General features: G+C 42.9%; 22 protein-coding genes and 3 pseudogenes. 16 read left to right on the forward strand and 9 right to left on the reverse strand.

The window, feature by feature from the left end:
* Positions 1 to 190: 190 nt before the first annotated feature.
* From NDI33_RS10680 to NDI33_RS10690, 3 genes are all read left to right on the forward strand, one after another.
* On the forward strand, positions 191 to 2,878 hold the full coding sequence (locus NDI33_RS10680) for a tetratricopeptide repeat protein (RefSeq protein ID WP_190672305.1): 2,688 nt from the start codon (positions 191 to 193) through the stop codon (positions 2,876 to 2,878).
* A 262-nt stretch (positions 2,879 to 3,140) separates the two neighbouring features.
* Complete coding sequence (locus tag NDI33_RS10685) at positions 3,141 to 4,526, forward strand: serine/threonine-protein kinase (protein ID WP_190672308.1); 1,386 nt, start codon at positions 3,141 to 3,143, stop codon at positions 4,524 to 4,526.
* A 119-nt stretch (positions 4,527 to 4,645) separates the two neighbouring features.
* Positions 4,646 to 6,046: a serine/threonine-protein kinase gene (locus NDI33_RS10690; RefSeq protein ID WP_190672310.1), complete on the forward strand. Its 1,401-nt coding sequence runs from the start codon at positions 4,646 to 4,648 to the stop codon at positions 6,044 to 6,046.
* A 218-nt stretch (positions 6,047 to 6,264) separates the two neighbouring features.
* Here NDI33_RS10690 and NDI33_RS10695 read toward each other — a convergent pair whose 3' ends face one another.
* Entirely contained in the window at positions 6,265 to 6,456 is a 192-nt protein-coding gene (locus tag NDI33_RS10695; protein ID WP_190672312.1) for a hypothetical protein, read from the reverse strand.
* 284 nt (positions 6,457 to 6,740) lie between these two features.
* On the opposite strand from NDI33_RS10695, the gene NDI33_RS10700 reads away from it, so the two are divergent.
* Positions 6,741 to 7,529, forward strand: coding sequence for a hypothetical protein (locus NDI33_RS10700; protein WP_190672316.1), 789 nt, complete (start codon positions 6,741 to 6,743; stop codon positions 7,527 to 7,529).
* A gap of 127 nt (positions 7,530 to 7,656) precedes the next feature.
* Positions 7,657 to 9,120 carry a serine/threonine-protein kinase gene (locus tag NDI33_RS10705; protein WP_190672319.1) on the forward strand — a complete coding sequence of 488 codons (1,464 nt, stop codon included), beginning with the start codon at positions 7,657 to 7,659 and terminating at the stop codon, positions 9,118 to 9,120.
* Positions 9,121 to 9,256: 136 nt separating this feature from the next.
* On the opposite strand, the gene NDI33_RS10710 is transcribed toward NDI33_RS10705, so the two are convergent.
* The 4 genes from NDI33_RS10710 to NDI33_RS10725 all read right to left on the reverse strand — a co-directional run bounded on the left by NDI33_RS10710 (position 9,257) and on the right by NDI33_RS10725 (position 14,493).
* The gene (locus tag NDI33_RS10710; RefSeq protein ID WP_190672322.1) at positions 9,257 to 11,785 is read right to left on the reverse strand and encodes a sigma 54-interacting transcriptional regulator; all 2,529 of its coding nucleotides are present in this window, start codon (positions 11,783 to 11,785) and stop codon (positions 9,257 to 9,259) included.
* Between the two features lie 211 nt (positions 11,786 to 11,996).
* Positions 11,997 to 12,671, reverse strand: coding sequence for a GNAT family N-acetyltransferase (locus NDI33_RS10715; RefSeq protein ID WP_190672324.1), 675 nt, complete (start codon positions 12,669 to 12,671; stop codon positions 11,997 to 11,999).
* Between the two features lie 21 nt (positions 12,672 to 12,692).
* Positions 12,693 to 13,517 (reverse strand): PD-(D/E)XK nuclease family protein, encoded by an 825-nt coding sequence (locus tag NDI33_RS10720; protein WP_190672327.1) that lies wholly within the window; start codon positions 13,515 to 13,517, stop codon positions 12,693 to 12,695.
* 394 nt (positions 13,518 to 13,911) lie between these two features.
* Complete coding sequence (locus tag NDI33_RS10725) at positions 13,912 to 14,493, reverse strand: PAP/fibrillin family protein (RefSeq protein WP_190672330.1); 582 nt, start codon at positions 14,491 to 14,493, stop codon at positions 13,912 to 13,914.
* A 19-nt stretch (positions 14,494 to 14,512) separates the two neighbouring features.
* Between NDI33_RS10725 and NDI33_RS10730 the strand changes: the two genes are divergently transcribed.
* The 10 genes and pseudogenes from NDI33_RS10730 to NDI33_RS10775 all read left to right on the forward strand — a co-directional run.
* The gene (locus NDI33_RS10730; protein WP_190414855.1) at positions 14,513 to 14,668 is read left to right on the forward strand and encodes a hypothetical protein; all 156 of its coding nucleotides are present in this window, start codon (positions 14,513 to 14,515) and stop codon (positions 14,666 to 14,668) included.
* Positions 14,669 to 14,700: 32 nt separating this feature from the next.
* A complete protein-coding gene (locus tag NDI33_RS10735) occupies positions 14,701 to 14,940 on the forward strand; it encodes a DUF3134 domain-containing protein (protein ID WP_190414854.1) in 240 nt (79 codons plus the stop codon).
* Between the two features lie 90 nt (positions 14,941 to 15,030).
* On the forward strand, positions 15,031 to 16,143 hold the full coding sequence (mraY, locus tag NDI33_RS10740) for a phospho-N-acetylmuramoyl-pentapeptide-transferase (protein ID WP_190415028.1): 1,113 nt from the start codon (positions 15,031 to 15,033) through the stop codon (positions 16,141 to 16,143).
* A gap of 92 nt (positions 16,144 to 16,235) precedes the next feature.
* Positions 16,236 to 16,940, forward strand: a complete 705-nt coding sequence (locus NDI33_RS10745; protein ID WP_190672333.1) for a L,D-transpeptidase — start codon at positions 16,236 to 16,238, stop codon at positions 16,938 to 16,940.
* A gap of 514 nt (positions 16,941 to 17,454) precedes the next feature.
* Positions 17,455 to 18,138, forward strand: coding sequence for a response regulator transcription factor (locus NDI33_RS10750; RefSeq protein ID WP_190672336.1), 684 nt, complete (start codon positions 17,455 to 17,457; stop codon positions 18,136 to 18,138).
* 591 nt (positions 18,139 to 18,729) lie between these two features.
* Positions 18,730 to 19,412 (forward strand): IS1 family transposase gene (locus NDI33_RS10755; RefSeq protein ID WP_190672428.1). Its coding sequence is split into 2 segments (ribosomal slippage): positions 18,730 to 19,056 and positions 19,059 to 19,412, totalling 681 coding nucleotides; the frame shifts between segments, so codons are not numbered across the junction.
* Positions 19,413 to 19,467: 55 nt separating this feature from the next.
* The gene (locus tag NDI33_RS10760) at positions 19,468 to 20,052 is read left to right on the forward strand and encodes a low molecular weight protein arginine phosphatase (protein WP_190672338.1); all 585 of its coding nucleotides are present in this window, start codon (positions 19,468 to 19,470) and stop codon (positions 20,050 to 20,052) included.
* 130 nt (positions 20,053 to 20,182) lie between these two features.
* Positions 20,183 to 21,166: an alpha/beta fold hydrolase gene (locus tag NDI33_RS10765; RefSeq protein ID WP_190672341.1), complete on the forward strand. Its 984-nt coding sequence runs from the start codon at positions 20,183 to 20,185 to the stop codon at positions 21,164 to 21,166.
* 147 nt (positions 21,167 to 21,313) lie between these two features.
* On the forward strand, positions 21,314 to 21,772 hold the full coding sequence (locus tag NDI33_RS10770) for a transposase family protein (RefSeq protein ID WP_190672343.1): 459 nt from the start codon (positions 21,314 to 21,316) through the stop codon (positions 21,770 to 21,772).
* A 358-nt stretch (positions 21,773 to 22,130) separates the two neighbouring features.
* Positions 22,131 to 22,247, forward strand: a pseudogene (locus tag NDI33_RS10775) (ISAs1 family transposase); the annotation flags it as partial.
* Positions 22,248 to 22,567: 320 nt separating this feature from the next.
* Here the strand turns inward: NDI33_RS10775 and NDI33_RS10780 are convergent.
* The 4 genes and pseudogenes from NDI33_RS10780 to NDI33_RS10795 form a co-directional block, all read right to left on the reverse strand.
* A pseudogene (locus NDI33_RS10780) lies at positions 22,568 to 22,939 on the reverse strand (hypothetical protein); the annotation flags it as partial.
* Between the two features lie 75 nt (positions 22,940 to 23,014).
* Positions 23,015 to 23,416: pseudogene (locus NDI33_RS10785) on the reverse strand (transposase); the annotation flags it as partial.
* Positions 23,417 to 23,451: 35 nt separating this feature from the next.
* A complete protein-coding gene (locus NDI33_RS10790; RefSeq protein WP_242032989.1) occupies positions 23,452 to 24,786 on the reverse strand; it encodes an IS701 family transposase in 1,335 nt (444 codons plus the stop codon).
* Positions 24,787 to 25,015: 229 nt separating this feature from the next.
* Positions 25,016 to 25,345: a hypothetical protein gene (locus NDI33_RS10795; RefSeq protein ID WP_199292374.1), complete on the reverse strand. Its 330-nt coding sequence runs from the start codon at positions 25,343 to 25,345 to the stop codon at positions 25,016 to 25,018.
* A 130-nt stretch (positions 25,346 to 25,475) separates the two neighbouring features.
* On the opposite strand from NDI33_RS10795, the gene NDI33_RS10800 reads away from it, so the two are divergent.
* Positions 25,476 to 25,652 carry a hypothetical protein gene (locus NDI33_RS10800; protein ID WP_348245640.1) on the forward strand — a complete coding sequence of 59 codons (177 nt, stop codon included), beginning with the start codon at positions 25,476 to 25,478 and terminating at the stop codon, positions 25,650 to 25,652.
* Positions 25,653 to 25,680: the final 28 nt, after the last annotated feature.

Below are 25,680 nucleotides of genomic sequence, written 5' to 3' on the forward strand. Positions count from 1 at the left end.
AAAGAAAAAAGCATCTGAAACGGCTGTTGAGCAATTTCATCCTCAACTGAGCCAAGGAAATTGTCAAAATATTTACGAACACCGCACTCTTCGGAATCTTTGGGAAGAAGTTGAGTCAATTCTTACATAACCTCCCAAGATGGGAGATATATATAAGCAGTTCGCTAACCCACTGCTAGAGAATTCTGCTATGAATTATCATCTGCGTCGCCTTAGCGTTGTTACTGCAACCTTGCTCATCTCGTTGAGTTGTCCGTTACAAGTGGTAGGGCTTACTTGGGGAAGCAATACGGTTTTGGCGCAGGCGCAGACAACAGAACAACGCGATGATGAGGCGTTACGGCTGTATCAATTAGGTATTCAGCAGTTAAATAAAGGACAGTTTCGAGAGGCGTTAGAGACGTTTGAGCAGATTTTAATCACTTTTAAAGCAATTGGCCATCGCCAGGGAGAAGGGACAATCCTCCACAATATTGGGTTCGCTTACGCCAACTTAGGACAGTACCCACAAGCGTTGGCGTATTTTCAACAAGCTTTAGCAATTGCTCAAGAAATGAGTGACAAGGTAACAGAAGGTAAGACGCTCAACGGTATTGGGCAAGTTTACAACTCCCTGGGACAGTATTCACAAGCATTGGAGTCTTATCAAAAAGCCTTAGCGATTACTAAAAAAATTGGTGACAAGACAACAGAAGGTATGACGCTCACCAACATGGGGGTAGTTTATGACAACCTAGGACAGTACCCACAAGCCTTGGAGTCTTATCAGCAAGCCTTAGCGATTATCCAAGAAATTGGTAACAAGGTAGTAGTGTATGACAACCTGAGCCAGTACCCACAAGCATTGGAGTCTTATCAACAAGCCTTAGCGATTGTCCAAGAAATTGGTAACAAAGTAACGCAAGGGATAATCCTCAACAATATGGGAGTGGTTTATGGTCGCCAAGGACAGGACTCTCAAGCCTTGGAGTCTTATCAACAAGGCTTAGCAATTGCCCAAGAAATTGGTAACAAGGTGGGAGAAGGGACAACCCTCCACAATATTGGAGAAGTTTACCGCCACCAGGGACAATACCCGCAAGCGTTGAAGTATTTTCAACAAGCTTTAGCCATTCGCACTGAAATTGGTAATCAGGCACAAGAAGGGACAACGCTCAACAATATGGGGGTCGTTAACCACAACCAGGGACAGTACCCACAAGCATTGAAGTATTTTCAACAAGCTTTAGCAATTGCTCAAGAAATGAGTGACAAGGCAGCAGAAGGGATGGCACTCCACAATATTGGGGCAGCTTATGACAAGCGGGGACAGTACCCGCAAGCGTTGAAGTATTTTCAACAAGCTTTAGCCATTCGCACTGAAATTGGTGATAAAGCCGGGGAAAGTGCGACGCTCAACAATATTGGGGGAGTGTACAATACTCAAGGTAAATATGCTCAAGCCGAAACCACTTTATTTGCAGCTATTGAGATTCTGGAATCTCTACGAGCGCGACAATTAAGAGATGACCAAAAAATCTCTTTTTTTGAACAACAATCTGGTTCCTATAGCTTTCTGCAACAAGCCTTGGTTGCTCAAAATAAATTTGACAAAGCACTCTTAATTGCCGAGCGCAGTCGCGGTCGTGCTTTGGTAGAGTTATTAGATTCTAAATTAGCAGAAAACCCTAGCAATCTACCCGATATAAAACCTCCAACAATTCAAGAACTTAAGCAAGTTGCTTCTGAACAAAACGCAACACTCGTTCAGTATTCGATTGTTGATGAAGCCTTCAAAATAAAAGATAATAGAGAATGGCAACAAAAACTCTACATTTGGATAATTAAACCTACGGGAAAAATTGCTTTTAAAAAAGTAGACCTTAAATCTCTGAATCAATCCTTATCAGTTCTCGTTACCAACAGTCGTGATGATATCGGTGTTAGAGGTCGTAACATCTTTGATGTAACTGTTATTAATCCCCAAGGCGAAAACTCGACCAAAAATTTACAACAACTTCATAAACTACTCGTTGCACCCATTGCAGACTTGCTCCCAAAAGACCCTAATGCGCGTGTCATCTTCATCCCGCAAAAATCGTTGTTTCTCGTCCCCTTCGCCGCACTACAAGACGAGCAAGGCAAATACTTAATTGAAAAACATACCATTCTCACTGTGCCTTCAATCCAAGTCTTAGATTTAACCCGTAAGCAAAAACGAATTGTAGAGACGCGAAATTGCACTTCGTGCCGCTTCGCTAACGCGTCTCTACAGGATGTATTAATTGTTGGTAATCCTACCATGCCTAAAATTAAAATTGGGAAATTGGAGGCAAACTTAGAGCCTCTGCCTGGTGCAGAAAAAGAAGCAATTCAAATTGCTAAATTATTCAATACCAAAGCACTTACAGGTAGCAATGCCACCAAAACTGCGGTGATGCAACTCATGCAGAAAGCTCGCATCATCCATCTGGCTACCCACGGCTTACTTCATAATTTTAAAGGCTTCGGTGTACCGGGAGCGATCGCGCTTGCTCCTTCTGGTACACCTGACGACGTAGTTGATGGCTTACTTACCGCAGGCGAAATCTTTGACATGAAACTAAGCGCCGATTTAGTGGTTCTCAGCGCTTGCGATACGGGACGCGGAGACATTACAGGTGATGGCGTGGTTGGCTTATCTCGCTCTTTAATTTCTGCGGGAGTTCCCAGCGTCATGGTCTCGCTGTGGGCAGTTAATGATAATTCTACAGCCTTTTTGATGACCGAATTTTATCGCAATTTACAACAAAATCCTGACAAAGCGGTTTCCCTCCGTCAAGCAATGCTGACAGCAATGAAACAATATCCCAATCCTAAACAATGGGCGGCTTTCACCCTTATCGGAGAGTCCGAGTAACACTGCAAAACATTCGACTTTAGACAAATCTGTGCAATATCCAAACCAAGAAAGTCTTAATTATTATCCAGTAGCTGAAACTCTCTGCCCTCTTTTGCATAACTTCTCCTCGCTGGGATATATATACAAGCAGTTCATTAACGTATAGGGAACATTGTCTATAAATTGTCATTCGTCCAATAAACGTGACTCAAAGGGTATGAGGGTAGTAGCAACGTCAAATACGTAACAAATAACAAAAGATAAAATATTAGGTAAGCAAATGGATAGTCAAATCTTAGGAGCGCACTACCAAATCCACCAGGAATTAGGAAAGAAAGCTGGTCGAAGGACACTTTTGTGTAGCGAACAAGCGACTGGAGAATTAGTGGTTGTCAAGTTACTAACTTTTAACAGTGATTTTGAGTGGGATGACCTCAAACTGTTTGAGCGGGAAGCAGAAGCTTTAAAAAACTTGTCACATCCAGCTATTCCTCGTTACTTAGACTATTTTGAGATAAACGCTTCCGAGCTAAAAGGATTCGCTCTCGTTCAAAGTTATATTCCTGCACAATCTTTGTCACACCATGTCAAAGCAGGTCGGATTTTGACTGAGATAGAAGTTAAAGAAATCGCTAACGCTATCTTAAAAATTTTAATTTACCTACACCGTCAAAATCCGCCATTGATTCACCGAGATATTAAACCCAGTAATATTTTATTGGGTGATAAGTCTGGTAATAGTGTTGGCAAAGTTTATCTGGTAGATTTTGGCTCAGTGCAAACTGTCGCCGCCCAAGAAGGCGCAACTCGCACAGTAGTGGGAACTTATGGATATATGCCTCCAGAGCAATTTGGTGGGCGTACAGTTCCCGCTTCAGATTTATACAGTTTAGGTGCGACGTTAATTTATTTATTAACAGGTGTCCATCCGACAGATTTACCACAGAAAGATTTTCGCATTCAATTCGAGCAAAAAGCAAATCTTAGTCTGACTTTTAGTAACTGGTTGCGGCGGGTGTGCGAACCAAACTTAGAAAAGCGTTTTGATTCGGCATACCAAGCTCTACAAGCTTTGAATCAAAATCCCAATCTTGTAGCTATCAATCGACCACTTATCAGGACAATTCAACTTAGAAAAAGTAGCAAATTTCTAGAAATTTTCATGCCGCCAGAACACTTAGATTTTTTTGAAGTTTTGGGAACGTTTATTTTTATTTCATTTGCTATAGGAATTGGAACCCTGTTCTTGTACGCTTTGTTTGATGAATTCAATATGACTTATCTGCTACCTATAATATTTTTATTAGTGTACTTATATTTCCTTTCATCGTACTTTATTAGTAAAACACTTTATATAAACCAGGAAAAAGTTATTTTTACTAAAGAGTTGTTTGGATTTTTGAAATTTTATTTAGCTCCAGAATCACCGCGAGAGGAAATTGTCAAATTGGTTTATTTCTCCGAATACGTTGACCAACGTGAAAATTCTCACGGTAATAGATATTCAGTAACTGTGGGCGCACAATTGGAAATTTGGGCTGGGATTTATAAGTATAAATTTCCTGGTGCTAGCATAAATTTACCCAAAGAAGAAGTGCAATGGCTGGCAAAAGAATTAAGCATTTGGTTGGATTTGCCGATTTTATATGCAGATAAGCAAGTTTAAAAAAATAAATTAGGGCGAACAGGTATTCAATACAATTAAATAATCCCTAGAACTATCGCTAATTAAATATTCTGTTTGTTTCAATCGAAGTTAGAAAAGTTTAAGGAGTAATATTGCTTATGCTAGTGAATAAATTATTAGGCGATCGCTATCAAATTCAGCAGGAGTTAAGCAAAAAAAACGGACGAAAAACCCTCCTAGCGCATGATTTGCGTACGTCAGAATTAGTAGTTATTAAATTACTATCATTAAGTAGTGATTTTGAATGGGATGACCTTAAATTATTTGAGCGAGAAGCGGAAACTCTAAAAACACTCAATCATCCCTCGATTCCTCGTTATTTAAATTACTTCGATGTAAATTTACAAAACCTAAAAGGATTTGCTTTAGTACAAACCTATATTCCTGCAAAAACTCTAGAGCAATATTTACAATCAGGTCGAACTTTCATTGAAGAAGAAGTAAAAGAAATAGCTCTATCTATTTTAGAAATTTTGATTTACTTGCACGAACAAAACCCACCTGTCATTCATCGCGATATCAAGCCAAGTAATATTTTATTAACCGATAGGTCTGGTAATAGTGTTGGTAACGTTTATTTAGTCGATTTTGGCTCTGTGCGAACTATTTCTGACAGCAAAGGTGGAACAATGACTATAGTAGGAACCTATGGCTATATGCCACCCGAACAATTTGGCGGACGCACTGTTGCTAGTTCTGATCTTTATGGTTTAGGTGCTACTTTAATTTATTTAGTAACCGGAACCCATCCCGCAGATTTACCACAAAAGGATTTTCGCATTCAATTTAGGCAAAAAGCTAATCTTACCCCAAGCTTTACCAACTGGTTGCAGCAGATGACGGAACCAAGGTTGGAAGAGCGTCTGGATTCTGCAAAGCTGGCGCTACAATCGCTTAATGAACCACGGTTAAATCTCATTTGTAAGTGTGTTAAAAAGCCATTCGGAAGTAAAATTAAATTAACCAAAAACATACATAGTATAGAAATTTTTATTCCTCCATTTGGCTTTTTTGACTTACTCAAAGCTGGGGCTAGTATGTTTTTTCTTACTCCAATTATTTGGGGTTTAACCTTGTTTTTAACTTTTCAGTTTTTTTCTCTGGGTTTGGTAACTATATTGTTCCTACTCTTCTTCTGGCTACCATTAATGTTTCTAAGTTTATGGATATTAATTTTTTGGGTATGTTTCCCATATTCACTTATCGACTCTTTATTGGGTAAACGACGATTGCGTATAGAATCAGAGCTGATTTACTTCACCCATGAGTTGTTAGGATTTGAGTTTGAGTCTTTTCTCGCAATAAAAAATATTACTAAATTAATTTATAATCCAGGCGAATTTATTAATAAAGACAGAGAGCAATATCCAGATACTTTAGAAATTTGGGGTGAAAACCAAAAAATAAAAATTAGTAGCAGTATCAAATCAAATGTAGAAAAAGAATGGATAGCCCATGAATTAAGTGAGTGGTTAAATGTACCAATTACACGAAATTAGCTGAGTTTTCGGGTTGAATAAATTTCAAATATACAACGGTTATTAAACTTAAATAAATACTGCAAAGCTTTTCTGATTTACTATAGGACAAGGTATATATAAAATTAATCCATATAAATTAAAACAGCAGCTACCGGAACAATAGAAAGGCCAGTAATTCCTCTGAATTAACTAGTTGCATAACCTGCTACGCCAGATAGGAGTAGTAATTCCCCATGCTAGGAGAAGAATAGATATTTTGCGATCGCAATTAGGCGATCGCGACCCTTGGGGTTCTGCGCGAGCATTACGGGGAACGGGAACGCCTTCGGAGTCAGCTTCACGCTACTCCCTTCCAGTGCAACGAACGCCTGCAAGAAATCTGAGCGACAAACAGTGCTATCTATTCCAGCGACAAGTGACTGTCTCAAAAATATTCCAGAGTCCGGAGTCAAAGAAAAATCTTTATCCGTTCGTTATGAACGTATTTCATCGGTAGCTATCTTGTAAAACCTCTCCTATCCTGCGATTCCCAAGTATTTCGACATTTTTGTCTTCCTTGCGTCCTTCATCTATTGCATAAGTGCTGATGCTCCAAAGATATATTCTGCAAGCGCACAGCCTTGTATATAAAACTCGCTTTGCTGTGTGTTCAACCGAGAAGCATCAACTCATGGTTTATCGGGTGTTGAAAAGTAGAACTAAGGAGCCAACGATGCAGAAAAATAAGTTGCAAATTTTGCACTGCAATTGTGGAATGCTTTATGTCAGTAAAGGTCGCGCTTTAGGCAACAAAATGACTTGTTCTAAATGCGGTCGAACTCCTCAGATAGAAAAACTCAAATTAGCATCATTTTCTTCAAAAACTATCCCCAGTCGGTCTACTCTTCTGAGGAATTACAACCAATTTTCAGCAATTTTTTTGACCAGACGCATTGTTTTAGCAGCAGTATCTATTGCCAGCTTATTAGGTATGATGATTTATCTCCCTAGAACGCAACCTCCAGGAACGCAGCTATCTACTGTACCAGTCTCCTTAAAGTCTGCACGGAAACCAAGCCCAAACCGTCCTCCTGTTTCTCTTCCAAACGGCACTGATATTATCCCACCTCAAGATTTGCAGGGATTTGGGAAGCTAAAAATTATTAATGGAACGACCCGCGATGCGGCTGTAAAACTTGTAGATAGCGTCTCTGGGAAGACGCGCCGTTTTGTGTACGTTCAGGCTAATCGAGAAACGAACATTGTAAATATTAGTCCTTGTAACTGTCGCTTAAAGTTCAGTATGGGAATAGATTGGGAGCAAAAAAAACAAAAGTTTTTGCAGAACCCTTCGTTCTCGGAATTCAGCAAACCCTTAGATTTTAAGGAAATTAAAAGAGAGGCGGGAGTAGAGTGGATGGAGTATCGGGCGACACTACAGCCTGTACCTCACGGAAGCGCCCGAACGAGGCAAATTGATGAAAGGGATTTTGAAGAGAAACAGGTTGGTCAACAACCGTAAATTCGGTGCGATTCTCCTTAGAGACAACAGAAATGTTAAAAATGAAACCCTTGTTGAATCCTCATCATTTGGAATTCACATAGCCTTGCTGCAAAACTTGATCACCACACAGGAGCAATAATTTCCCATGCTAGGAGAAGAACAGATACTGCGCGATCGCTATCACATTCAATGCCAATTGGGACACAATTCTGGACGGCGTACCTTATTAGCGCAGGATTTACAAACCCAGGAACTTGTTGTGCTTAAGATTCTCACTTTTAACAGTGACTTCCGTTGGGAGGATTTAAAACTGTTTGAACGAGAAGCAGAAACCCTCAAATCTTTATCGCATCCGGCAATTCCCCGCTATCTCGATTCCTTTGAATTGCACTTACCCGATCGTCAGGGATTTGTACTCGTGCAAACTTATATTCCTGCAACGTCCTTGCAGGAATGGATTAAGCGGGGACGGACATTTAGCGAAGAAGAGGTAAAACAAATTGCGAAAGCATTACTGAATGTATTGAGCTACTTGCACTCTGGCAATCCTCCGGTGATTCATCGGGATATTAAACCAAGCAATATTTTATTAACGAGCGATCGCTCTGCTCATCAAGTTGGAGATATCTACTTAGTTGATTTTGGTTCTGTGCAAACGGCTGTTCGAGAAATCGGGACGATGACGATTGTCGGAACCTATGGTTATATGCCACCCGAACAATTTAGCGGACGTGCTTTTCCAGCCTCCGATCTCTATAGTTTAGGCGCAACATTAATCTACTTGGTGACAGGGAGACACCCCGCAGATTTGTTACAAGAAGATTTGCTTCTTCAGTTTGAACCCGTGCCGCATCTAGTTCCCAGCTTTGTGCAATGGCTCAAGCAAATGACCCATCCCAACCGCAAGCAGCGATTTAGTTCAGCTCAAGCAGCTCTCGCTACCTTGGAGCAGCCTTCCCTCCTCCAACTCCAATCTGTTGCATCAGCGACATCAACTCCTCTAACCCTGCAAAAACCGGATTATAGTAAAGTTTCTCTTCTCAAGGATGCAGAAACCCTAGAGATATACCTACCTCCAGAAACTTCTAATGGAGGATCGGGTTGTACAATTTCCTTTCTTTTTTGTTTTACGATTTTTTCGTTGATGGCACTGATTGGTTCTTTGCCTAGCGGTAATGGAGCCTTAATCTTGGTGAGCTTGCTTCTTCTAGCGGTTGGTTCTTCCAGTCTGTGGCAAGCTTTTTTCATCAGCAAGGCAAACACGTACATTTATATCGATCGCAAGTCAATAAAGGTAACCCAAAGAGCGTGGAAAATACGGCAACTGGTTTTTCAGGCAAGTCGCAGTAGCCTCTATAAATTGACCTACGTTAAGCGCCTGTATCGTCGAGATACTGAAGCGGGCATTATGGAGGTACCGCCAGAGTTAAAGATTTGGGCTACAGAGGGAGCCGTCAACTACACAGACGCCAGTTCTAGCTATCGCATTGGGCAATCATTGAGTACAGACAGTGAAACCCGCTTCTATGGCTATCTGACAACACAAGAACTTGATTGGTTAGCACAAGAATTAAGTAATTGGTTGGAGTTACCGATTACAAGAGAATAGGGTTAAAAGTTTTTGAAAATACTGCAAGTTACATAGTTTGTGGCAACTTTCGTATATAAGAATCCTAAATGATTCGTCAAAATAAGATCCCCGACTTCTCTAAGAAGTCGGGGATAAGAGTGATTTACTGCGCCGACTATCTCACAATAATTGCCCAGAGACTAACAAATAGAGCGATCGCGCCCAGATGTTGAGGCAACAGCGCTCGGAAAGATTGACGAGCGATTTTTTGGGTTAATAGCATCGTCAACAGGAGTGAGAAAATTAGCGTTGTGCCTTGCAAAAACTCGATCACAGCCGGGTGTGCGACCAACACAGGCAACCCTTCACCGCTAAGACCGAAAGTTGCCATTGTTAGCGGCAAAATGCGTCCCGCTTCCCCTAAACCCAGCCGCCAATAGTGAGCTAAATTTGCCCCCAGCACCAGCGGCAAATATCCATAAGCCAACTCTATAAACGAGCGAGGCTTTACGGAACCCTTCAAAAGTTTGATGGCGCTATAAGCTAAAAACGGCACAGTCGCAGGGACGATTAAAGCGACTAGGGAAAATCCGAAATGTTGCCAAAACTGGGTTAAATCCAGATGCAATCCCAAAGTTGATTGCAATTCCGGCAACCGATGGAGATAGACGCCTCCTAATAGCAACAGTAACAGCGCCACTTCCGAATCATGGGGCACATGAGTTGTCCACAATTCAATCCCAGGCGGGCGCAAATTTAACTCGACCGAACGGTGGGGACAAGCTTTGAGACAAGTCATGCACAAAACGCAGTCTTTGTTCTCTTCCAACTGAGCGGGGTGAGAGTACAACGGACACCCGTTGGTTTCTAAACCTTCCCCTTTTTTAGGGCCACCTTTGTAGCATTGATAGGTAGTGCATTCCGCCGAACAAGTACCCTGTTGCGCTCTGAGTTCAGTCATCGATAGTTTTGCAAAAAGCCCATTCATCCCGCCAATTGGACATAGATACCGACACCAAAACCGCCGCTCAAAAATTGCGGAGAAAATCATTGCCCCAGCGGTAATTAATAACAGCAAACAAGCGGATAGGTAGGCAGTATCTTCTAAATGCCAGAGTTCTTCCCACAGGTAAATGAGGACAAATAGCCCGAACAAAAACCATCCGCCCCACTTCTCGGCAGATTGTCGGGGCCAACGCTTCAGCGATCGCCCGGGAAAAAGCCACTGAGAAAGCTTTTGGGTGACTTCCCCATAAATCATGAAGGGACAAACAGCGCACCACAGGCGTCCGACAAAGGGAAAACCGATCAATATCAAAGGCCACCACCACGCCCAAAATAGGTTTAGAGCTACATTTTCGGAGCGATGCTGGGGACCCAAAAATAATAGGGCGACGACAAGCGCAAAAGCACCCAAAGTAAAGCCGTAGTTAATTCGGTCGGGCCACCAAGAACTGCGGAGAAATCGCCGCAAGTCGGGATAGGCATTTAAAAGATTGACGCGAAATCGCTTTTTATGGGTTTCGGCTGACCAGAATACTTCTTCGGTGAGCAGATTCACACCGGCACATTGAACGAGTGCCCGTTCTACGAGACTTTGCAACTCTTTCAGGTTGCCGGGGAAATCATAGGCTTGTAAGCGGCGTATAGCTTCTGGAGCGACTTTGGGTTTGCGAGTGCCCTTGGCTCGACAGAACAGGCGAATGTAGTATTCTACCTGGTCTTCAATGTCCGCTTTTCGCACCCGCAGCGGCGGCACTTTAATTAAATGACCAACTTGACGCTCAATTGTCGGCAGGTGCTTTTCCGCAATCATCATAATCCGGGCTTGACACGTGCGGCTGGGCGCGGGGGGATCTTCCGAACGGCTGAGGGGGGTGTACGTATTAGTTTCTAATAATTGAGCCAGCTTAGGCGTTAACTCTGGCGGAAGTTCTTGAATGTTGTTGAGGACTAAAGTGCCTGTCCCTAGGGATTCAATTAGCCCTGGTTTGCCACTAGCACGACCAAATAGTTCTGCACCACTTGCTTGCAGCGCACTACAGTCTACTTTAACAATCGGTTCGCGTCGATAGGAAGAACCGAAGTGAACCAGAGCAGCGGTATTGTCTTTTTCTAGTCCCGGTTCCCCGAAAATCAACACTGGACGCCGATCCTCAGCCGCCTCTTTGATTTGCTGGCGCAGCCGGACTGCATAGCGGCTTTTTCCCACCACCCCGCGTCTTGCCTTTGATACTAGATAAGGGCGCAAGGCGGTTTGACGCTCTTGTTCGTAGTTCAGTTGAGACGATAGTTGAGCGAGTTCTTGAGCTAACTGCTGGGAGAACGCTTGGGTAATTTCGGGATATTGGGCGACTATTTTGCGAAATTGCGCTGCGGGAATCAACCACAGCGTGCATTCGCTGAGTGTCTTGATAGTTCTTTGAGCCTGCTGGTCTAACAGTAACTCTTGTAAGTGAATGGTGGCTCCGGGAAGAAAACTAATCACCCAGGCTAAACCTGTTTGGTTAGCGCGATCGCCTTCTAGTTGCCCTTCTTTGAGAATATAGAGTCCTTCGGGGGGCGTTTCCTCCGCCACCAAGGTCGTTTGCGCTGGTACGACTTTTTCTTCCAGAAGTTGCGCGATCGCTTCTAATACTTCTGCCGATAGTACACCCAGCGCTGTTCTCTCTTGTAGCCATGTCACCGTGTCTTTTGATGTCATGGTTGCCTTAAAAATAAATTTCGCTTTACATTTTAGCCATTTTTTATAAAAAATATTAATTAATTAAGTTGATTGCCAAGATTAAAACAACTGAGATGAGCGAACTTGTCAATCTGTGGGTTCCCCTAGCCTTATTGGGTTTGATAGTCTTAGCGGCGATTTTCTTTAGCCGCAGCAGTAGCTAAGGAAAATTGTTATCAAAAAGAAAAGGTTAACTTTCGGGGTCGGAGAAATTCGGAGGTTCGACAGGGGTTGATGGAGTGTCAGTCACCATAACTTTTGTCGCTGCTTCGCTAGCAATTCCTTGGGTTTGAGTGGAAGGACGGCGGCGCGTTCGTTTATAAGCAGCCCTCTCAGCTTTTTCGCGCTCGTAGGCAATTAGTCTGCCATAATACTCGTGCTTGCTCAAATTCATCGACAAGAAAATGTGCTGGCGAGTATTGCCAAAACCTTTGCGGCTAAAAAACTTCACGGCGGGGACATTCGCGGGATCGGTATCCACCAGCATGAACCGCACCCCATCTTCAATCATCCGTTCTACCAGCTTGTCAACGAGCTTGTCCCCGACGCCTCGACGCTGAAAATTTGGATTCACACCCAGCCAAATAATGTATCCATAAGTCCAGGATGCTTTGCTGATCACGGTTCCCAAAATGAACCCTGCCAGTTGTTCGTCGATTTCAGCAACCAGACAGTATTCCGGATCGGTATTGTAAAGTCCAATCACCTCCCATTCATCCCAGGTGCGATATAAATAAGGGTACAAATTGCTCGTAAATACAGCTTCTCCCAAGTGGTAAACCGGGGCAAGATCGTCAATTTCAAGGTCGCGGATATAGATAGAAGAGTAGTTAGATGCAGGCTCGTTCTTATCAGGATTTGTCATAACTTTTAATTTTTTATTTTTTTACAGAGAAACTTCCTGAATATTCGCTAAATTGGGTAGCCAATCTTGATGAGAGAAATTTTCTTCACTGGTAAGATGCGAAGTATTTGAAAAATTGCGATCGCGCTGACACCGAATCGCAAAATTACAGTCAGGGCAACGATTAGCGGTTTCTGGAACTTGAGGGAAATCTTCTCCTTGCTGATAACGTTGCAAATAATCGGTTAGCTGCGTCAACAGTTCTGTTAAATCCCTTTTCGTTTGCTCGTGTTGAACGGCATTATAAGTAAATTTGAGGCTTTCTGGTTGAGGCTGAGACTGGACAAACCAGTAAGTCATAGAAATCTGTTCTGGCAAATAATCGCTGGTTTCTGCCAAAACATAAAGATACAAGCGAGTCTGCCAATCTTTTTCTAACCAACGCCGATTTTTTGGTTGAGGATAAGTTTTCCAATCCAAAATTTGAGCAGATTGGGTGTCTTCAATGAACAAATCATAGATAACTGTCAATAAATATCCCTGAAAATTCAGCGTGCGACAATGTTCGCTTTGGCGGAAGGTTTTCGGGTTAGATATCAAGATTTCTGGTGCTGCATCCACCAATGCCGTCACCCAACGATGTAATTGGGCGTCCTCTTGCACCAAAGATTCTACCGGCAATCCCAGTTCTCGCTGCTGCATCAATAAGTGAAAGCGACTGCCCCAATTTTGCCGTTCTAGTTGTTCTGGATTGGTGGGTGAACTCAGTTTATCCAGGTAGATTTGTTGAAACTTTCGAGGACAAGTTTGTAGTAGATTCAGTTGTCCTTGGGACAAGCGGAATAAAACTTCTTGTGTTGATTTCATCTGATTAATTGCTAATGGCTAATGATTTTTAGTTAAGTAGATATCATTTATCTGTAGCAATCATAAGTAATTTGTGAAATTCTTTTTATTTTTTCTTCCTCCCTTTTTCTTTGCGTCCTTTGCGTTCTTGGCGGTTCGTAAAAAAAAAGACTGTATATCCCTGTCTTACAGGACTTTTTCTTCTTAATGGTTAATTACTATTAGCTATTAGAGGATGTCTGGAAAGTCATATTCGAGACGCTTAAACGGTAGAAATCTCCCTAAATTCCCCTTAAAAAGGGAGACTTTGAAAAATCCTCTCCCCTTTTTTCTAGCGTAGCGGCGCGATAGCGCAGGGGCTAGGAGGGATCGAAGCAACTTTTGACACCTCTCAGACATCCTATTAGCCATTAACCTAAGCTTTTGTTAACACAAACACACTCCCTTCATTGCCTCGTCCTATTCGCAAATCCTCATCTAGATAAGTAGTATCCAACCAACCTTGCTGGTTGCTGCTGTCGATACCGAAATCCAAAGCTGGGAATCGTTGACCGCTTTCAATTTGCCGAATAAATGCTGAAGGCGACTGATAGTTAATAAGACGCTGTAAACCAGAAATAGAACGCTCAAATTTTACCAACACACGACGTTCAGAAACGGGTTCAAACCGAGCAGCAACGCTAACAAATCCTTCCAGATAGGGTAAGCCATAAACTTCAGCAATATTGTAAACTTTGGCGTCTTTGGCTCGAATGCATTGATAGATTTGACCAAGTTTAAGCAATGGCAGTTGGTCAATCGTTAATAAACCGCGACTGGTGGTATAAAGTAGTCGCCAATTGCCATCTAGTAGGTTAGTCGCCTCAACCGGACGGGGAGTAGGGTTGAGGTCTTCCAATCGAGCAACCGCTGAGAGAATCGCTATTTTGTCGGTTTCGGTTGCTAGCAGTCCGCGATTTTGAGAAGCGATCGCTTCCAACAGTGCTGCTTTCCTCATTTCCTCCTAGACCTCTTTTGTGGGTGACTTCTCTACCCCCAGCTTAACTTTTGTTCAATACGCAGATGGCATCAGCGACCAGTTGATAAGTTTGATAACAACTCCCTTGACACGCAATAATCTCCACGCCAGCGATCGCGTTTCTGGGAGTGGTAAACTCAATATGTCTAGTTAGCTCCCAATCCGAAATCCTCAAATATGTCAAATATGTACAACCCGTCTCTGCGTGAAGAACCTCGTCACCAGCTGGCTGGTCTGATTCCGTTACAACAAGAACCATCGATTCTGGACTGGCTGGAATCCACAGGACGCTTGTTGGCGCGGGATGTTCAAGCTGAAGATAGTTTCCGCGATGGTGATGCAGAAATCTCCGATCTGATGGCACCGGATGATGTTTACGATGATCTCGAAGACGATGATGAAATCATCGATGTAGACGAAGATTAGTCAGACGAAAAGAATTCAGCACTCAGGCGTCAGAGTAAATTCTGGATTCTGAAATTCTGAATTCTGGTGTGAGAAGTGAACGAAAAATTTGTGGACGCTAAATTATTTTCTGGTCGGTCGTTCAACCCCTCAGGAACTAGCCTGCTAGCGTTACTGGCAGTTGGGCTTTCCCTAGGGACGATATTATTCGATCTGCAAGCAGGTGTCTTCCCATCGGTAGGCATCTCTATGACCTTTCCCCTGTGGCTTTGCGCCTTGGTGACAGCTCTTTTAGGATATTGGGCAGTCCCCTTCCTGCAAGCCCTAAAAGCGGGTCAATTTATTCGGGAGGATGGCCCCCAAGCGCATTTACAAAAAGCAGGCACTCCGACAATGGGCGGGGTGTTTTTTGTGCCTGTCGGGGTAATCGCCGCCTTGGTGTGGTCTGGATTGGCTGTAGGCATACAAGGATTCTTTCCCGTACTTGCCGTATCAATCGTAACTTTAGCCTACGGTGCAATTGGCTGGGTTGACGATTGGCAAGTCATTAGACGCCGGTCGAATAAAGGCATCTCGCCCCGGATGAAACTCATTTTGCAGATTGGGGTGGGTGTTCTGTTTTCTTTGTGGCTAGTCTGGCATCAACCAGCCAGTATCACCACGATTGCCTTGCCTTTTGGTTTAGCGATTCCTTTGGGGTTACTGTTCTGGCCCTTAGCAGTATTTGTGCTAGTGGCGGAAAGTAATGCGACGAACCTCACGGATGGAGTCGATGGACTAGCAGCGGGAACGGGCGCGATCGCTCTTTTGGGACTCGGTGCCATTGTTGCTCCCGTGTCGCCAAGTTTAATGATTTTTTGCGCCTGCATGAGTGGCAGCTACCTAGGCTTTTTGGTTCACAACCGCAACAAAGCCCGCGTCTTTATGGGCGATACGGGTTCGATGGCGCTGGGAGGCGCACTGACAGCAGTCGGACTTCTGACGAACAATCTCTGGGCGCTGTTTATCCTCAGCGGTATTTTCTTCGTGGAATCGCTCTCCGTGATGGCGCAGGTGGGCTACTATAAAGCCACCAAAGGCCCGGATGGGATCGGCAAGCGTTTATTTAAGATGGCACCGATTCACCACCATTTAGAACTGAGTGGCTGGAGTGAAACCCAAGTGGTTGCCGCCTTTTATCTGATTAACGGCATTTTAGCTTTGTTGTGTCTTGTCCTCCGTTAGTTAAAATAGCCGTTGTCAATCATCCTTTGGTGTCTAAAACCGCACAAGCTGGGCGTCCACCAAAGGTTTGAATCGCTCCAACTACATCCACAATGGGCAGCAGCAAAAAACAGGGGAATAGAAGAAGGCAGTTTTTAATTTTTTCTGTTCTCCTATCCGGAATTTTTTGCCTATACATCCAACTCATGCGTCTGGGTTATGCTGTACCGCTGCCCTATCTTCTGCACGTCTTTTGCTGGAATAATTGTTCCGATAATCTTTTTTCAAATCATTTACATCCTAAAGTTCTAGGAAATGGTCTTTTAAACTATACGCATCAGCTTACACAGTTAGTAGATTCTCCAGAAATAGACAAGAATAAAGTCTCTATACTCATTGAGAAATCCAGGTACAGGCTGACAGTTTATTACGATAAAAAGCCCCTGAAGTCTTATCCAGTGGTTTTGGGCTTCAACTCAGTGGATGATAAGCTCAAAGAAGGGGATGGCAGCACGCCAGAAGGCATATTCAAGATAAAAGACCTCTATACTCATCCTACGTGGTCAAAGTTTCTCTGGCTGGATTACCCAACTAAAGATTCTTGGAGAAAACATATCAAAGCCAGGGGAAACGGAAAAATAAATTGGCTTGATTCAATCGGGGGACAGGTAGGAATTCACGGCGTCCCTGATGAGCAAGACTTTTTGATAGAAAAGCGCTCAAATTGGACATTAGGCTGTATTTCTTTAAAAAATCGAGATATTGAAGAGTTATATCAAGTTGTGAAAAAAGGAACGGAAGTCGAAATTATTCAATAAAATGCCAAGTTTTAATTTTTAATCAAGGTCTGCGATCGCTTGTTTTACTAAACAGACGGAGTCGGTAGCGATCACACCCCCTCCATCCGTCCACCTGGAGGAAAATCAAACCCCCATCGCTAACGCATCTGGAAATTCTAGGCTTCGCAAATCCAGCGACGATCCTTTTCTCTCCTGCTAACCGAGTAGGTAAGGGAAAGCACATCTGTCAAACAAAAATAGACAATTTTAGTGCGTTCAATTATATTATTGATGGTTGCATTTGGATAGTCCAGAAGTCCGAACAAATAGAGGTTCAAAAAGTTCGTTACATTTAAAAAAACAGCAGCAAAGGAACACAGCTGTTAAGAAAATACTGTTACAGGACTTACGCACTGAAAGCTTGAAACCTAGAACCGACATAACCCCCCGATAAATTAGGGGAACCGGAAAAGTCCCCCAATTTATCGGGAGATACAAGGGGGATCTCTGCGTAAGTCCTATATTAAAAAAACGTAGCGGCAAGGAAAGATAAATGACAGGAAAATTGTTACTGGTAGACGACGAACCCGGACTGCGCGAAGCAGTCAAAGAATATCTGCAAGACAGTGGTTTTACCGTTCAGGTTGCCAGTAATGCTAGTGACGCATGGCAGATGTTGCAGAAGAACCAGCCGGATTTAGTGATTTCAGATGTGATGATGCCCAAGGTGGATGGGTATCAATTCCTCAAGCAGCTGCGGGAAGATCCTCGCTTCAAAAATTTACCTGTAGTATTTTTAACGGCTAGAGGCATGACAAGCGATCGCATCCAAGGCTATCAAGCGGGGTGCGATGCGTATCTTCCGAAACCCTTCGATCCGGAGGAATTGGAGGCAATTGTCAAAAACTTACTGGAACGTCGTACCGCCCCAACTAGCACCACCGGCGGTAACGATATTGAGGACATCAAGCAACAGATTGCTGCCATCCGGGGGATGTTAGAAGATACAAATCGAATCCCCCAGTCGCCTTCCCATATCCGCATAGACTTAACGCCACGAGAGCAGAGTGTTTTAGACTTGGTTGCGGAAGGATTGATGAATAAAGAAATTGCCCGACGCTTGGAAACCAGTGTCCGCAACGTTGAGAAGTATGTCAGCCGCTTGTTTAGCAAGACAGGGACAAATAGCCGCACTGAGTTAGTGCGCTATGCCCTTGAACACGGTTTGACTCGATAACTGTCCTCGCTTTCAAAACGTTTAGGGGAACGGGCTTAGCCCGTTCTCTTACGTGTTTTTTTATCTATATCTGTGCTTGTCTTTAAGAGCGATCGCACTGGGGATTCTTAAGAAATGTTGCGTTTATTAAAGAAACTTGTGCTTTTCTCATTGATCCCTTAAGGTTGCTGGTATTCTTCATTTAATACAATTCAGAAATTAAAAGAAAACCACATGAAAGTTTCACAAGCGCCACATCTGGGTCAATCAGTTTCTCTAGCAATTCTTTTAGTATTGATGAGCGTCAGTGTTACCGTCCTGATGGTTATTCAAAGTGGAATCTAACTTTAAAAATAGCTTAATTTTTGCTAATTTTACCTAAACAAAAGCCGCTCCGCAATGAGCGGCTTTTGTTTGGCTAAAAGTGACATTATATTCCTTTAGATAGAAGCGGAAAGTGATTCAATACGTAGCTATTTGTTAAATCAAAAGTTGTAGCTGCGGGTGCCACCCATTCGTTTGTAAAAATCAGCCGAATGGATTTTAAAAGGTGAAAGGGTTCACCATCGGTCGTAGCGTAGCAAAATAAAGGCGTTGCATAATAGGAGAATGATGCAATGTTCATACTGTCAATCGAATCAAATCGTCAAAAACGGACGTCGCAAGGGAACTCAAAGTTATCTGTGTCGCGATTGCGCTCGTCAATTTAGGGAAACTCATCAGCACCAAGGGTATTCTTTGGAAGTCAAAGAACACTGCTTGAAACTTTACCTCAATGGCATGGGGTTCCGAGCAATTGAACGTGTTACAGGTGTCAACCATAATACCGTTATCAACTGGGTAAAACAGGCAAATCAGGCGTTGCCGAATGAGGATTATGAGATTCCTGAAACCGCTCAAGTCGATGAACTACAAACGTTCGTTGGCTCAAAAAAGTCAAAGTCTGGGTTTGGATTGCCGTAAACTCCAAAGCCCCAGGAATTCTCAAGTGGGTGGTCGGCGATCCTTCTCTGGCGTCCTTTCAACGGTTGTGGTTGATGATTCGTGGGTGGTGCTGCTTTTTGTACGTTACCGATGGCTACCCCGTCTACCCGTGTTTAATTGAAGATGGCGACCATTTGATGAGCAAGACCGCCATGACTCGTGTAGAAGGAGAAAACAGTCGTTTACGGCATTATTTGGCACGCTTACATCGCAAGACGTTTTGCTATTCCAAGTCGATTGAGATGCTCAAAGCATCGATTCGATTATTGATCTATTACTTAAAGCATCGACAAGTGCCTGCGTTTCGCTAAATCATTCATTCTCTGTGCAACGCCAAAATAAATCATTGCTTCACTCACTTCTGGTATGCGAGTTCTATTTGTTTGTACTGGCAACACCTGTCGCAGCCCGATGGCACAAGCGCTATTTCAGAAAAAGATTCGGGAACTGAGGCAAAGGCAGGAAATCTTAGCCCAAACTGAGGTGCGTTCAGCTGGACTTTATAAATTTAAGGGGATACCTGTTTTGCCCCATGCTCTAACGGTATTGGCAGAGTACGGAATTCAATATGACTGCGAACCGCAAGGGTTAAAGCCAGAACTCGTCAAATGGGCAGATTTAGTGCTGACGATGACAAAGTTTCATAAATATATTGCGATCGCGATCTATCCGGAGGCGCTCGACAAGACTTTCACGCTCAAAGAATTTGTCGGGGAACAAAATTCCTTAGATATTCGCGATCCCGTTGGCAAATCTTTATCCAGATATCGCCACTGCGCCCAGGAAATCGACTTGGCACTCAATCTTTTACAGCAGAAGCTAGTCCACATCTTATCGGAAAGCAGCTTTGGTTCTTTTTCATTCCCCACGCCTCAACCCTTACCCCGCACCCTACCCCTGTTCAGGTGGCTGATTGGACTGACTCGGTTAACTCAGAAAACGCGCACTTGAGACATGACTTCATTTTTGAATATCCTTATGAAGGATTCACTGCGTTCTGGTGGCTGTTAATCTAAATAGATATAGATGTGCTGCGCCGCATTGAATTCGGGCTTCCCATGCAAAAACGATTTAGATAACAATGTTTAACTATTCCACCTTTACCGCAGCATTGGTGCGAGAGACAAAAGCCCGTGAAGATGCGCTACCGCTGATGGATGAAACTTGCGGCTCTCGGTTTTTTCTCTACTCTAATCCTACGGACAAGGTGTGTCTGTTCTTTCATGGGTTTACTGCTACTCCAGAACAGTTTGTGCCGATAGGAGAAGCTTTTTATAAGGCAGGCTACAACGTCTTGATTCCTTTGCTACCCGGGCATGGGATTGCAGGCAATTGGGATGCCAATAACCCTCCTCCGCTTCCCGAAGAACAAGAAGTTTATCAACAGTTTGGGATTTACTGGCTACAACAAGCTCAAGCTTTGGGAAGAAAAGTGGTGGTGGGAGGGCTTTCTGGTGGCAGCACTTTAGCAGCTTGGCTATCCCTAGAACGCGCCGTACAAATTTATCGGGCTTTGTTGTTTGCCCCTTATTTGAGTGGCAGCAATAAAGTAGTCGATTTGTTGGTGCGGGTATTTAATATCTACTTTGAGTGGAAGACTGACCCGGTAGTCGCACATTTTGGCTATGACGGCTTTCTGATGCCATCCTTGCGTCTGTTTTTAGACATGGGAAAAGATATCTTCGAGCGGGCGGAAACGAGTTACGCCGCACCCATGTTGATTGTGTCGAGTGAAAGCGATCGCGCAGTCGGCGACGAAGAACATAAAGCTCTATTTAAAACCTTACTCCCCCAACAACCCAAGTGCTGGTATCACCGTTTTGACCAAACTCTGAATATTCAGCACAATATGATGACCAAAGCAGAGGGCAATGAATACTCAGACTTAGTAATCGCAGTGGCTAAAGCCTATGTTGAGAGCGATTTAACCTGGGGTGAAGTAGAAGAGATGCGCGATCGCTTGCAGCAGGGTGACTCCTTCCATAGGGTAGTGAATCAACTCCATCTGAGTCAACGGGTTTCTCCCGATCTGTCTACCGTCATGCCATTGCTAGCCTTGGATTAAAAAAAGTCAGATAAAATCTGCCGGAGTGCGCTTTGCAAGCGGCTCCAGCTCCCTCTGGAGCTTGCCTAGAGCAGGGTGGTTTCATACAGCGGTAGAAAAATCAGAATACTTATTAAGAGTATCTAAACATCTACGGTTGAAAACAAGATGAATCTGATCGAGGAGTTGCAAAAAATCCCAGACTATCGACACATTCGCGGACGCAGACATGAATTGTGGTTGGTACTGCTACTGATGTTACTGGGAGCTATGAGTGGGTATTGGGGCTACCGACCACTTGAAGATTTTACCGTTGTACACAGACAAAGGTTGATACAACTGTTCAGCCTTGAAGACACAATCAAGTTTCCTTCCTACTCAACATTCCGACGTGTTCTCAAAACACTCGATTTTCATCCATTAACGAACCTATTTAACACCTGGACCGTAATTTTTGTACCGCCAAATTCTGGGGAAAGACTAGCAATTGATGGAAAAAGCATCCGTTGCACGCTTACAGATTATGCTGAGTTATACCAAAACTTTATCAGTGTTATGTCAGTTTACAGCCATCAACGTGGAATTGTACTGCGGACACAACCAATGTCCAACCAGCTAGAGACATAGATAGCTGTCGTTGAGCAATTGGTGTCGGAATTTATTGGTCAACAGGTGGTTTTCACTCTCGACGCTCTACACTGCCAAAAAAAACCGCCCAGCAAATCATTTCTGGTGGGAATGATTACTTAATTGGATTAAAAGCAAATCAGCCGACACTTTACAAAATGGCTCACGCCTCAATTACAGCAGGATATCCCCTTATCGTGCGCTACGAGTGTAGAAGAGATTCATTCTCAAGTCGTGCAGCGCGAGTGTAAGGTTTTCCCGGTTTCTGAAAAAATCTAAACAACCTGGTCTGGACTTAAAGCCTTTGTTGTTGTTGAACGTTCTGGTGTCCGCGAGCGCCAGCATGGCAGATCAGTGTCAGTTTTATATTTCTAGCCAGTGTCTGGAAGCCAAACAGTTGCTTGCCGATAGCCGAGGACATTGGGGAATAGAAAATCGGTTGCAATGGGTCAAAGATGTTACATTTGTCGAAGATTGCCCGTCCCGTCGTGGTGGGAATGCTCCAGTAAATTGGGTGATTTTGCACACCTTTTTCATTACTATCGCCAGATTTCTTGGTTTCCGAACTATCCCTCAAGCACAACGTGCTTTATCCAATCAACTCGATTGAGTTTTTTCTGTGTTTGTATGAAACCACCCTGCAGTCCTAATCCCCGCAAGGGGACTGAAACAGATTCCTTATTGCAATGTCTACGTGCCCCTCGTTTTGGGTTTCCTCGGTCATAATCCCTGCAAGGGGACTGAAACTTGGGATCGGAATAATCATGCTTCACTGCTTACTATCCCCCCGAAATCCTAATTTAGAGTTTTCTCACACACTTGAATTCGCTTGAGAAAGCACTTCACCATATCTGGACCAAAAAATGAACCAATCGTCCATTCATACCAGATATAACTATCGCGTCCAAGACCCATGTCAGATTGTGAATCTTCCCAGTGATGGCTCTTCCGAGTTCCCCCTCCTAAAGTAAATAGGGTTCGTAGATGCCCTGCCGGTGCGCTTAGAGTATAGGGAATATTATTCTGCCGCTTGATGGAAAAGCCCTGTTCTATCTCATTTTTTTCCATCTGCCACCCTACAGTATTGATGAATGCTCCCACACCAAATGCCTCTCCTACTTTCTGGACAATGTCTTTCCAGATTTGGTACTGAATGCCAAACCCAAATTGACCACTACTCTAATATGTCCACAATCGATCAATAGTTAGAAGGTCTTCAAGGAGCAACCTTTGGATATAGCACTACGCAAATAGATTAGGACAATTCCTGAATGCAGAATCAACACATTTTCTGACCGTATCAAATTCTGACAAGCTCTGTTTCATCCATGTCTTAAACACAGCCCACCAATTTTCAATTTTATTTAAGTCAGGTGAATAAGCGGGCAAATCCCAGATTTCGCATTCTGCTGCTTCCACTAGTTTTTTCAGGGTCTCACCTTTATGAAAAGTGGCATTATCAATTATAATGATGTCTCCTGGAATCAATTGAGGAATTAAACAGTTGGTTAGCCAAGCTTCAAATAAGTGACGATTAAATAACCCTTCAAAAGTCAGAGGAGCAAACAACTGTTTCTCTCTTATTGCACTAATCCAACTCACTCTTTCTGTTCTTTTTCCAGACTTAAGGGCATAATCCCTCTTTTGTTACTAGGGGGAGAGGATAATCAGGAAGAGATTCAACTAGCAATAGAGAAACTGACAGGAGAAGCGCGAAAATCATTCATGAAGTGAATTAATTTCAAAAAGCAATGTTTCATCCCAGGAATGTTAAATACTTGTAGCCAAGATTGAATCAAACAGTAGAAAATATAAGGTTGAATAATTAATCTCAGGTTATTCAATGCACTCTTCCAGGTCGTACCGGACTCCCAATCAGGATGTTGACTATGTTGAGAAATATTGGAGTCGCTTGAGTCTGGCACTAATGATGTAGATGTTGGGCTTGATTGGGGTGAAAATTGAAATGAAGCAGCTTGAATGCTGACTAAAAGATAGGCGCAAAAAATGATTTCCCACCACCGTTCAATACTTTTATAGTCAGTTAGACGAAAATCCGCCCAGCCCAGTTCATTTTTAACTTGCTTAAAACCATATTCAATCCAGTTTAGTAAACTATATAGCTCAGCTACATTCGGTGACAAATCAACTGATAAATTGGTCATAATGTACCAACTTTCCTCTCCGGTTGGGTCGGGATTATTCGTCTTACTAATTTGGTAATATCTCCGGCGGTGACGTTTGCCAAAAATAATTTCTCTCAGGTAACGAGTTTCGGTTGGGCGGTGCGAAAGCTTTTGCTGATAAGCTTTCCATCGGTTATCACGTTTTCGGCTTCCGGGCGGTATCAACACTCCATGATTAGAGCGAATTGCGACGATAAACATCATTTGTAACTTCTCTATGCAGCTAATTACATCTCCACTTTCTCCGTAAAGGCTATCTGCTAAAACTAACTTGATTTTAAATCCCCATTCTTTTAACTCTTGAATCATGTCTATTGCTATTTGGGGTTTGCTTTTATATTTATCTCCTGGTTTCAGGCGGTTTTTTGGTTTAAATATTTGAAAGAGCAATGGATAAGTAATTCCCTCTACTACCCCATAGGCGTTTACTGACACTATTCCATTTTCGGTTTTACCTAAATTCCCAATATATTGACGAGTTACATATTCTGTGGCTTTTCCCTTTTTCTTATCCCCGGTTTCGTCCACACATAAAATTATTTCTCTTTCCCCAATCAATATCTTTGTTAACCACAGCCTCATTTGTCTTAATTTTTTTGTATCCCACTGTGCATCTCTCAAAAAATGATGTAATGATTTACTAGATTTTATCCCTACTGTTTTCGCTATTTTTGGCAAGGATTTTTGGGGGATTTCTGATAGCATCCCTAAGTGTAAATACTTGAATGCTTCAAAATGCCTGACATCCTCAAATATTGAATAATAGTGTTGACAATAGTTATCGATGAAGCCAACTGTATTTACTGCTTCTCTACGTGGCGTAACCATTGCTGTTACTTACTGTTTCTGGTTTTCTTCCTGATTATCCTCTCCCCCTAGTAACAAAAGAGGGATTACTAGCTTGGCTTTTTCCCATCCCTCCATCTATTGCCTCTATTACTTTTATTCTCAAGTCATAACTGTAGGGAGCTGGCATTTATTTCTCCTGTTCACTCCTTTCTATTGTGTCCTAACCCTTGCTTCGCTTGCTATAATCAATTACCCAGAATTTCCCAATTCAATGGTTAAAATATAGACAACTTATTAATCCTATGCCTCGGATTACGCCATGTTCATTCCCCCTATATTGCCAACGAGTTAATTCAATTTCCTCTGAATATCTTTTATCAATAACCGTGTCATCAAAAATTAAATAAGCATCTTCGTCTATTTCAATTACATCTTTAACGTTATTCCAAAGTAACCGGGGTGTTAACTTTTCATACAGAAGATAGCGATTAATTTTATCATGGGTTATTGCTTCTAAATGCTCAGGTAAATTGGTAATTGTATAATTAATTTGACTGCTCAGTAAATACTGACAATATTTGAGTTTTGTAAACTTCATTCTGCCTCTCAACTGGCACTCAAACTTATTTCCTCATCAAGGTGCTTTCCCGCCTTGAAAAACATTCTATTAATTCTTCTTCTACTCTCTATGATTTGGTACAAATGTTATATTAGTAGTCGCATTTTCTGTGACTATGTGCCAGTTGCGTAAGTCCTGGGAAAGAGGAGACATCGCCGTTTACTACTTCATAAAGCAACCAGTTGCGATCGCCCGAACAGTACCGAAGGCGAAGGCGATCGCTGTCTCGACTTTCGATCCACTGCCGAACCGGAAGTTAAGCCTTATCATTAAGCCTTATCATTAGCTAAACTTGACATCAATTGATAGTTAAC

Origin of the sequence: Trichocoleus sp. DQ-A1 (assembly GCF_039961955.1) — a bacterium.
Taxonomy (GTDB): Bacteria; Cyanobacteriota; Cyanobacteriia; order Cyanobacteriales; family FACHB-T130; genus FACHB-T130.

Coding starts and splice junctions, on each gene's coding strand:
- NDI33_RS10795 (WP_199292374.1), bottom strand. CDS start 25,345: ATGAAGTTTACAAAACTCAAATATTGTCAGTATTTACTGAGCAGTCAA.
- NDI33_RS10735 (WP_190414854.1), top strand. CDS start 14,701: ATGTACAACCCGTCTCTGCGTGAAGAACCTCGTCACCAGCTGGCTGGT.
- NDI33_RS10710 (WP_190672322.1), bottom strand. CDS start 11,785: ATGACATCAAAAGACACGGTGACATGGCTACAAGAGAGAACAGCGCTG.
- NDI33_RS10745 (WP_190672333.1), top strand. CDS start 16,236: ATGGGCAGCAGCAAAAAACAGGGGAATAGAAGAAGGCAGTTTTTAATT.
- NDI33_RS10725 (WP_190672330.1), bottom strand. CDS start 14,493: ATGAGGAAAGCAGCACTGTTGGAAGCGATCGCTTCTCAAAATCGCGGA.
- NDI33_RS10760 (WP_190672338.1), top strand. CDS start 19,468: ATGCGAGTTCTATTTGTTTGTACTGGCAACACCTGTCGCAGCCCGATG.
- NDI33_RS10715 (WP_190672324.1), bottom strand. CDS start 12,671: ATGACAAATCCTGATAAGAACGAGCCTGCATCTAACTACTCTTCTATC.
- NDI33_RS10700 (WP_190672316.1), top strand. CDS start 6,741: ATGCAGAAAAATAAGTTGCAAATTTTGCACTGCAATTGTGGAATGCTT.
- NDI33_RS10750 (WP_190672336.1), top strand. CDS start 17,455: ATGACAGGAAAATTGTTACTGGTAGACGACGAACCCGGACTGCGCGAA.
- NDI33_RS10770 (WP_190672343.1), top strand. CDS start 21,314: ATGAATCTGATCGAGGAGTTGCAAAAAATCCCAGACTATCGACACATT.
- NDI33_RS10720 (WP_190672327.1), bottom strand. CDS start 13,517: ATGAAATCAACACAAGAAGTTTTATTCCGCTTGTCCCAAGGACAACTG.
- NDI33_RS10790 (WP_242032989.1), bottom strand. CDS start 24,786: ATGGTTACGCCACGTAGAGAAGCAGTAAATACAGTTGGCTTCATCGAT.
- NDI33_RS10685 (WP_190672308.1), top strand. CDS start 3,141: ATGGATAGTCAAATCTTAGGAGCGCACTACCAAATCCACCAGGAATTA.
- NDI33_RS10690 (WP_190672310.1), top strand. CDS start 4,646: ATGCTAGTGAATAAATTATTAGGCGATCGCTATCAAATTCAGCAGGAG.
- NDI33_RS10680 (WP_190672305.1), top strand. CDS start 191: ATGAATTATCATCTGCGTCGCCTTAGCGTTGTTACTGCAACCTTGCTC.
- NDI33_RS10765 (WP_190672341.1), top strand. CDS start 20,183: ATGTTTAACTATTCCACCTTTACCGCAGCATTGGTGCGAGAGACAAAA.
- NDI33_RS10705 (WP_190672319.1), top strand. CDS start 7,657: ATGCTAGGAGAAGAACAGATACTGCGCGATCGCTATCACATTCAATGC.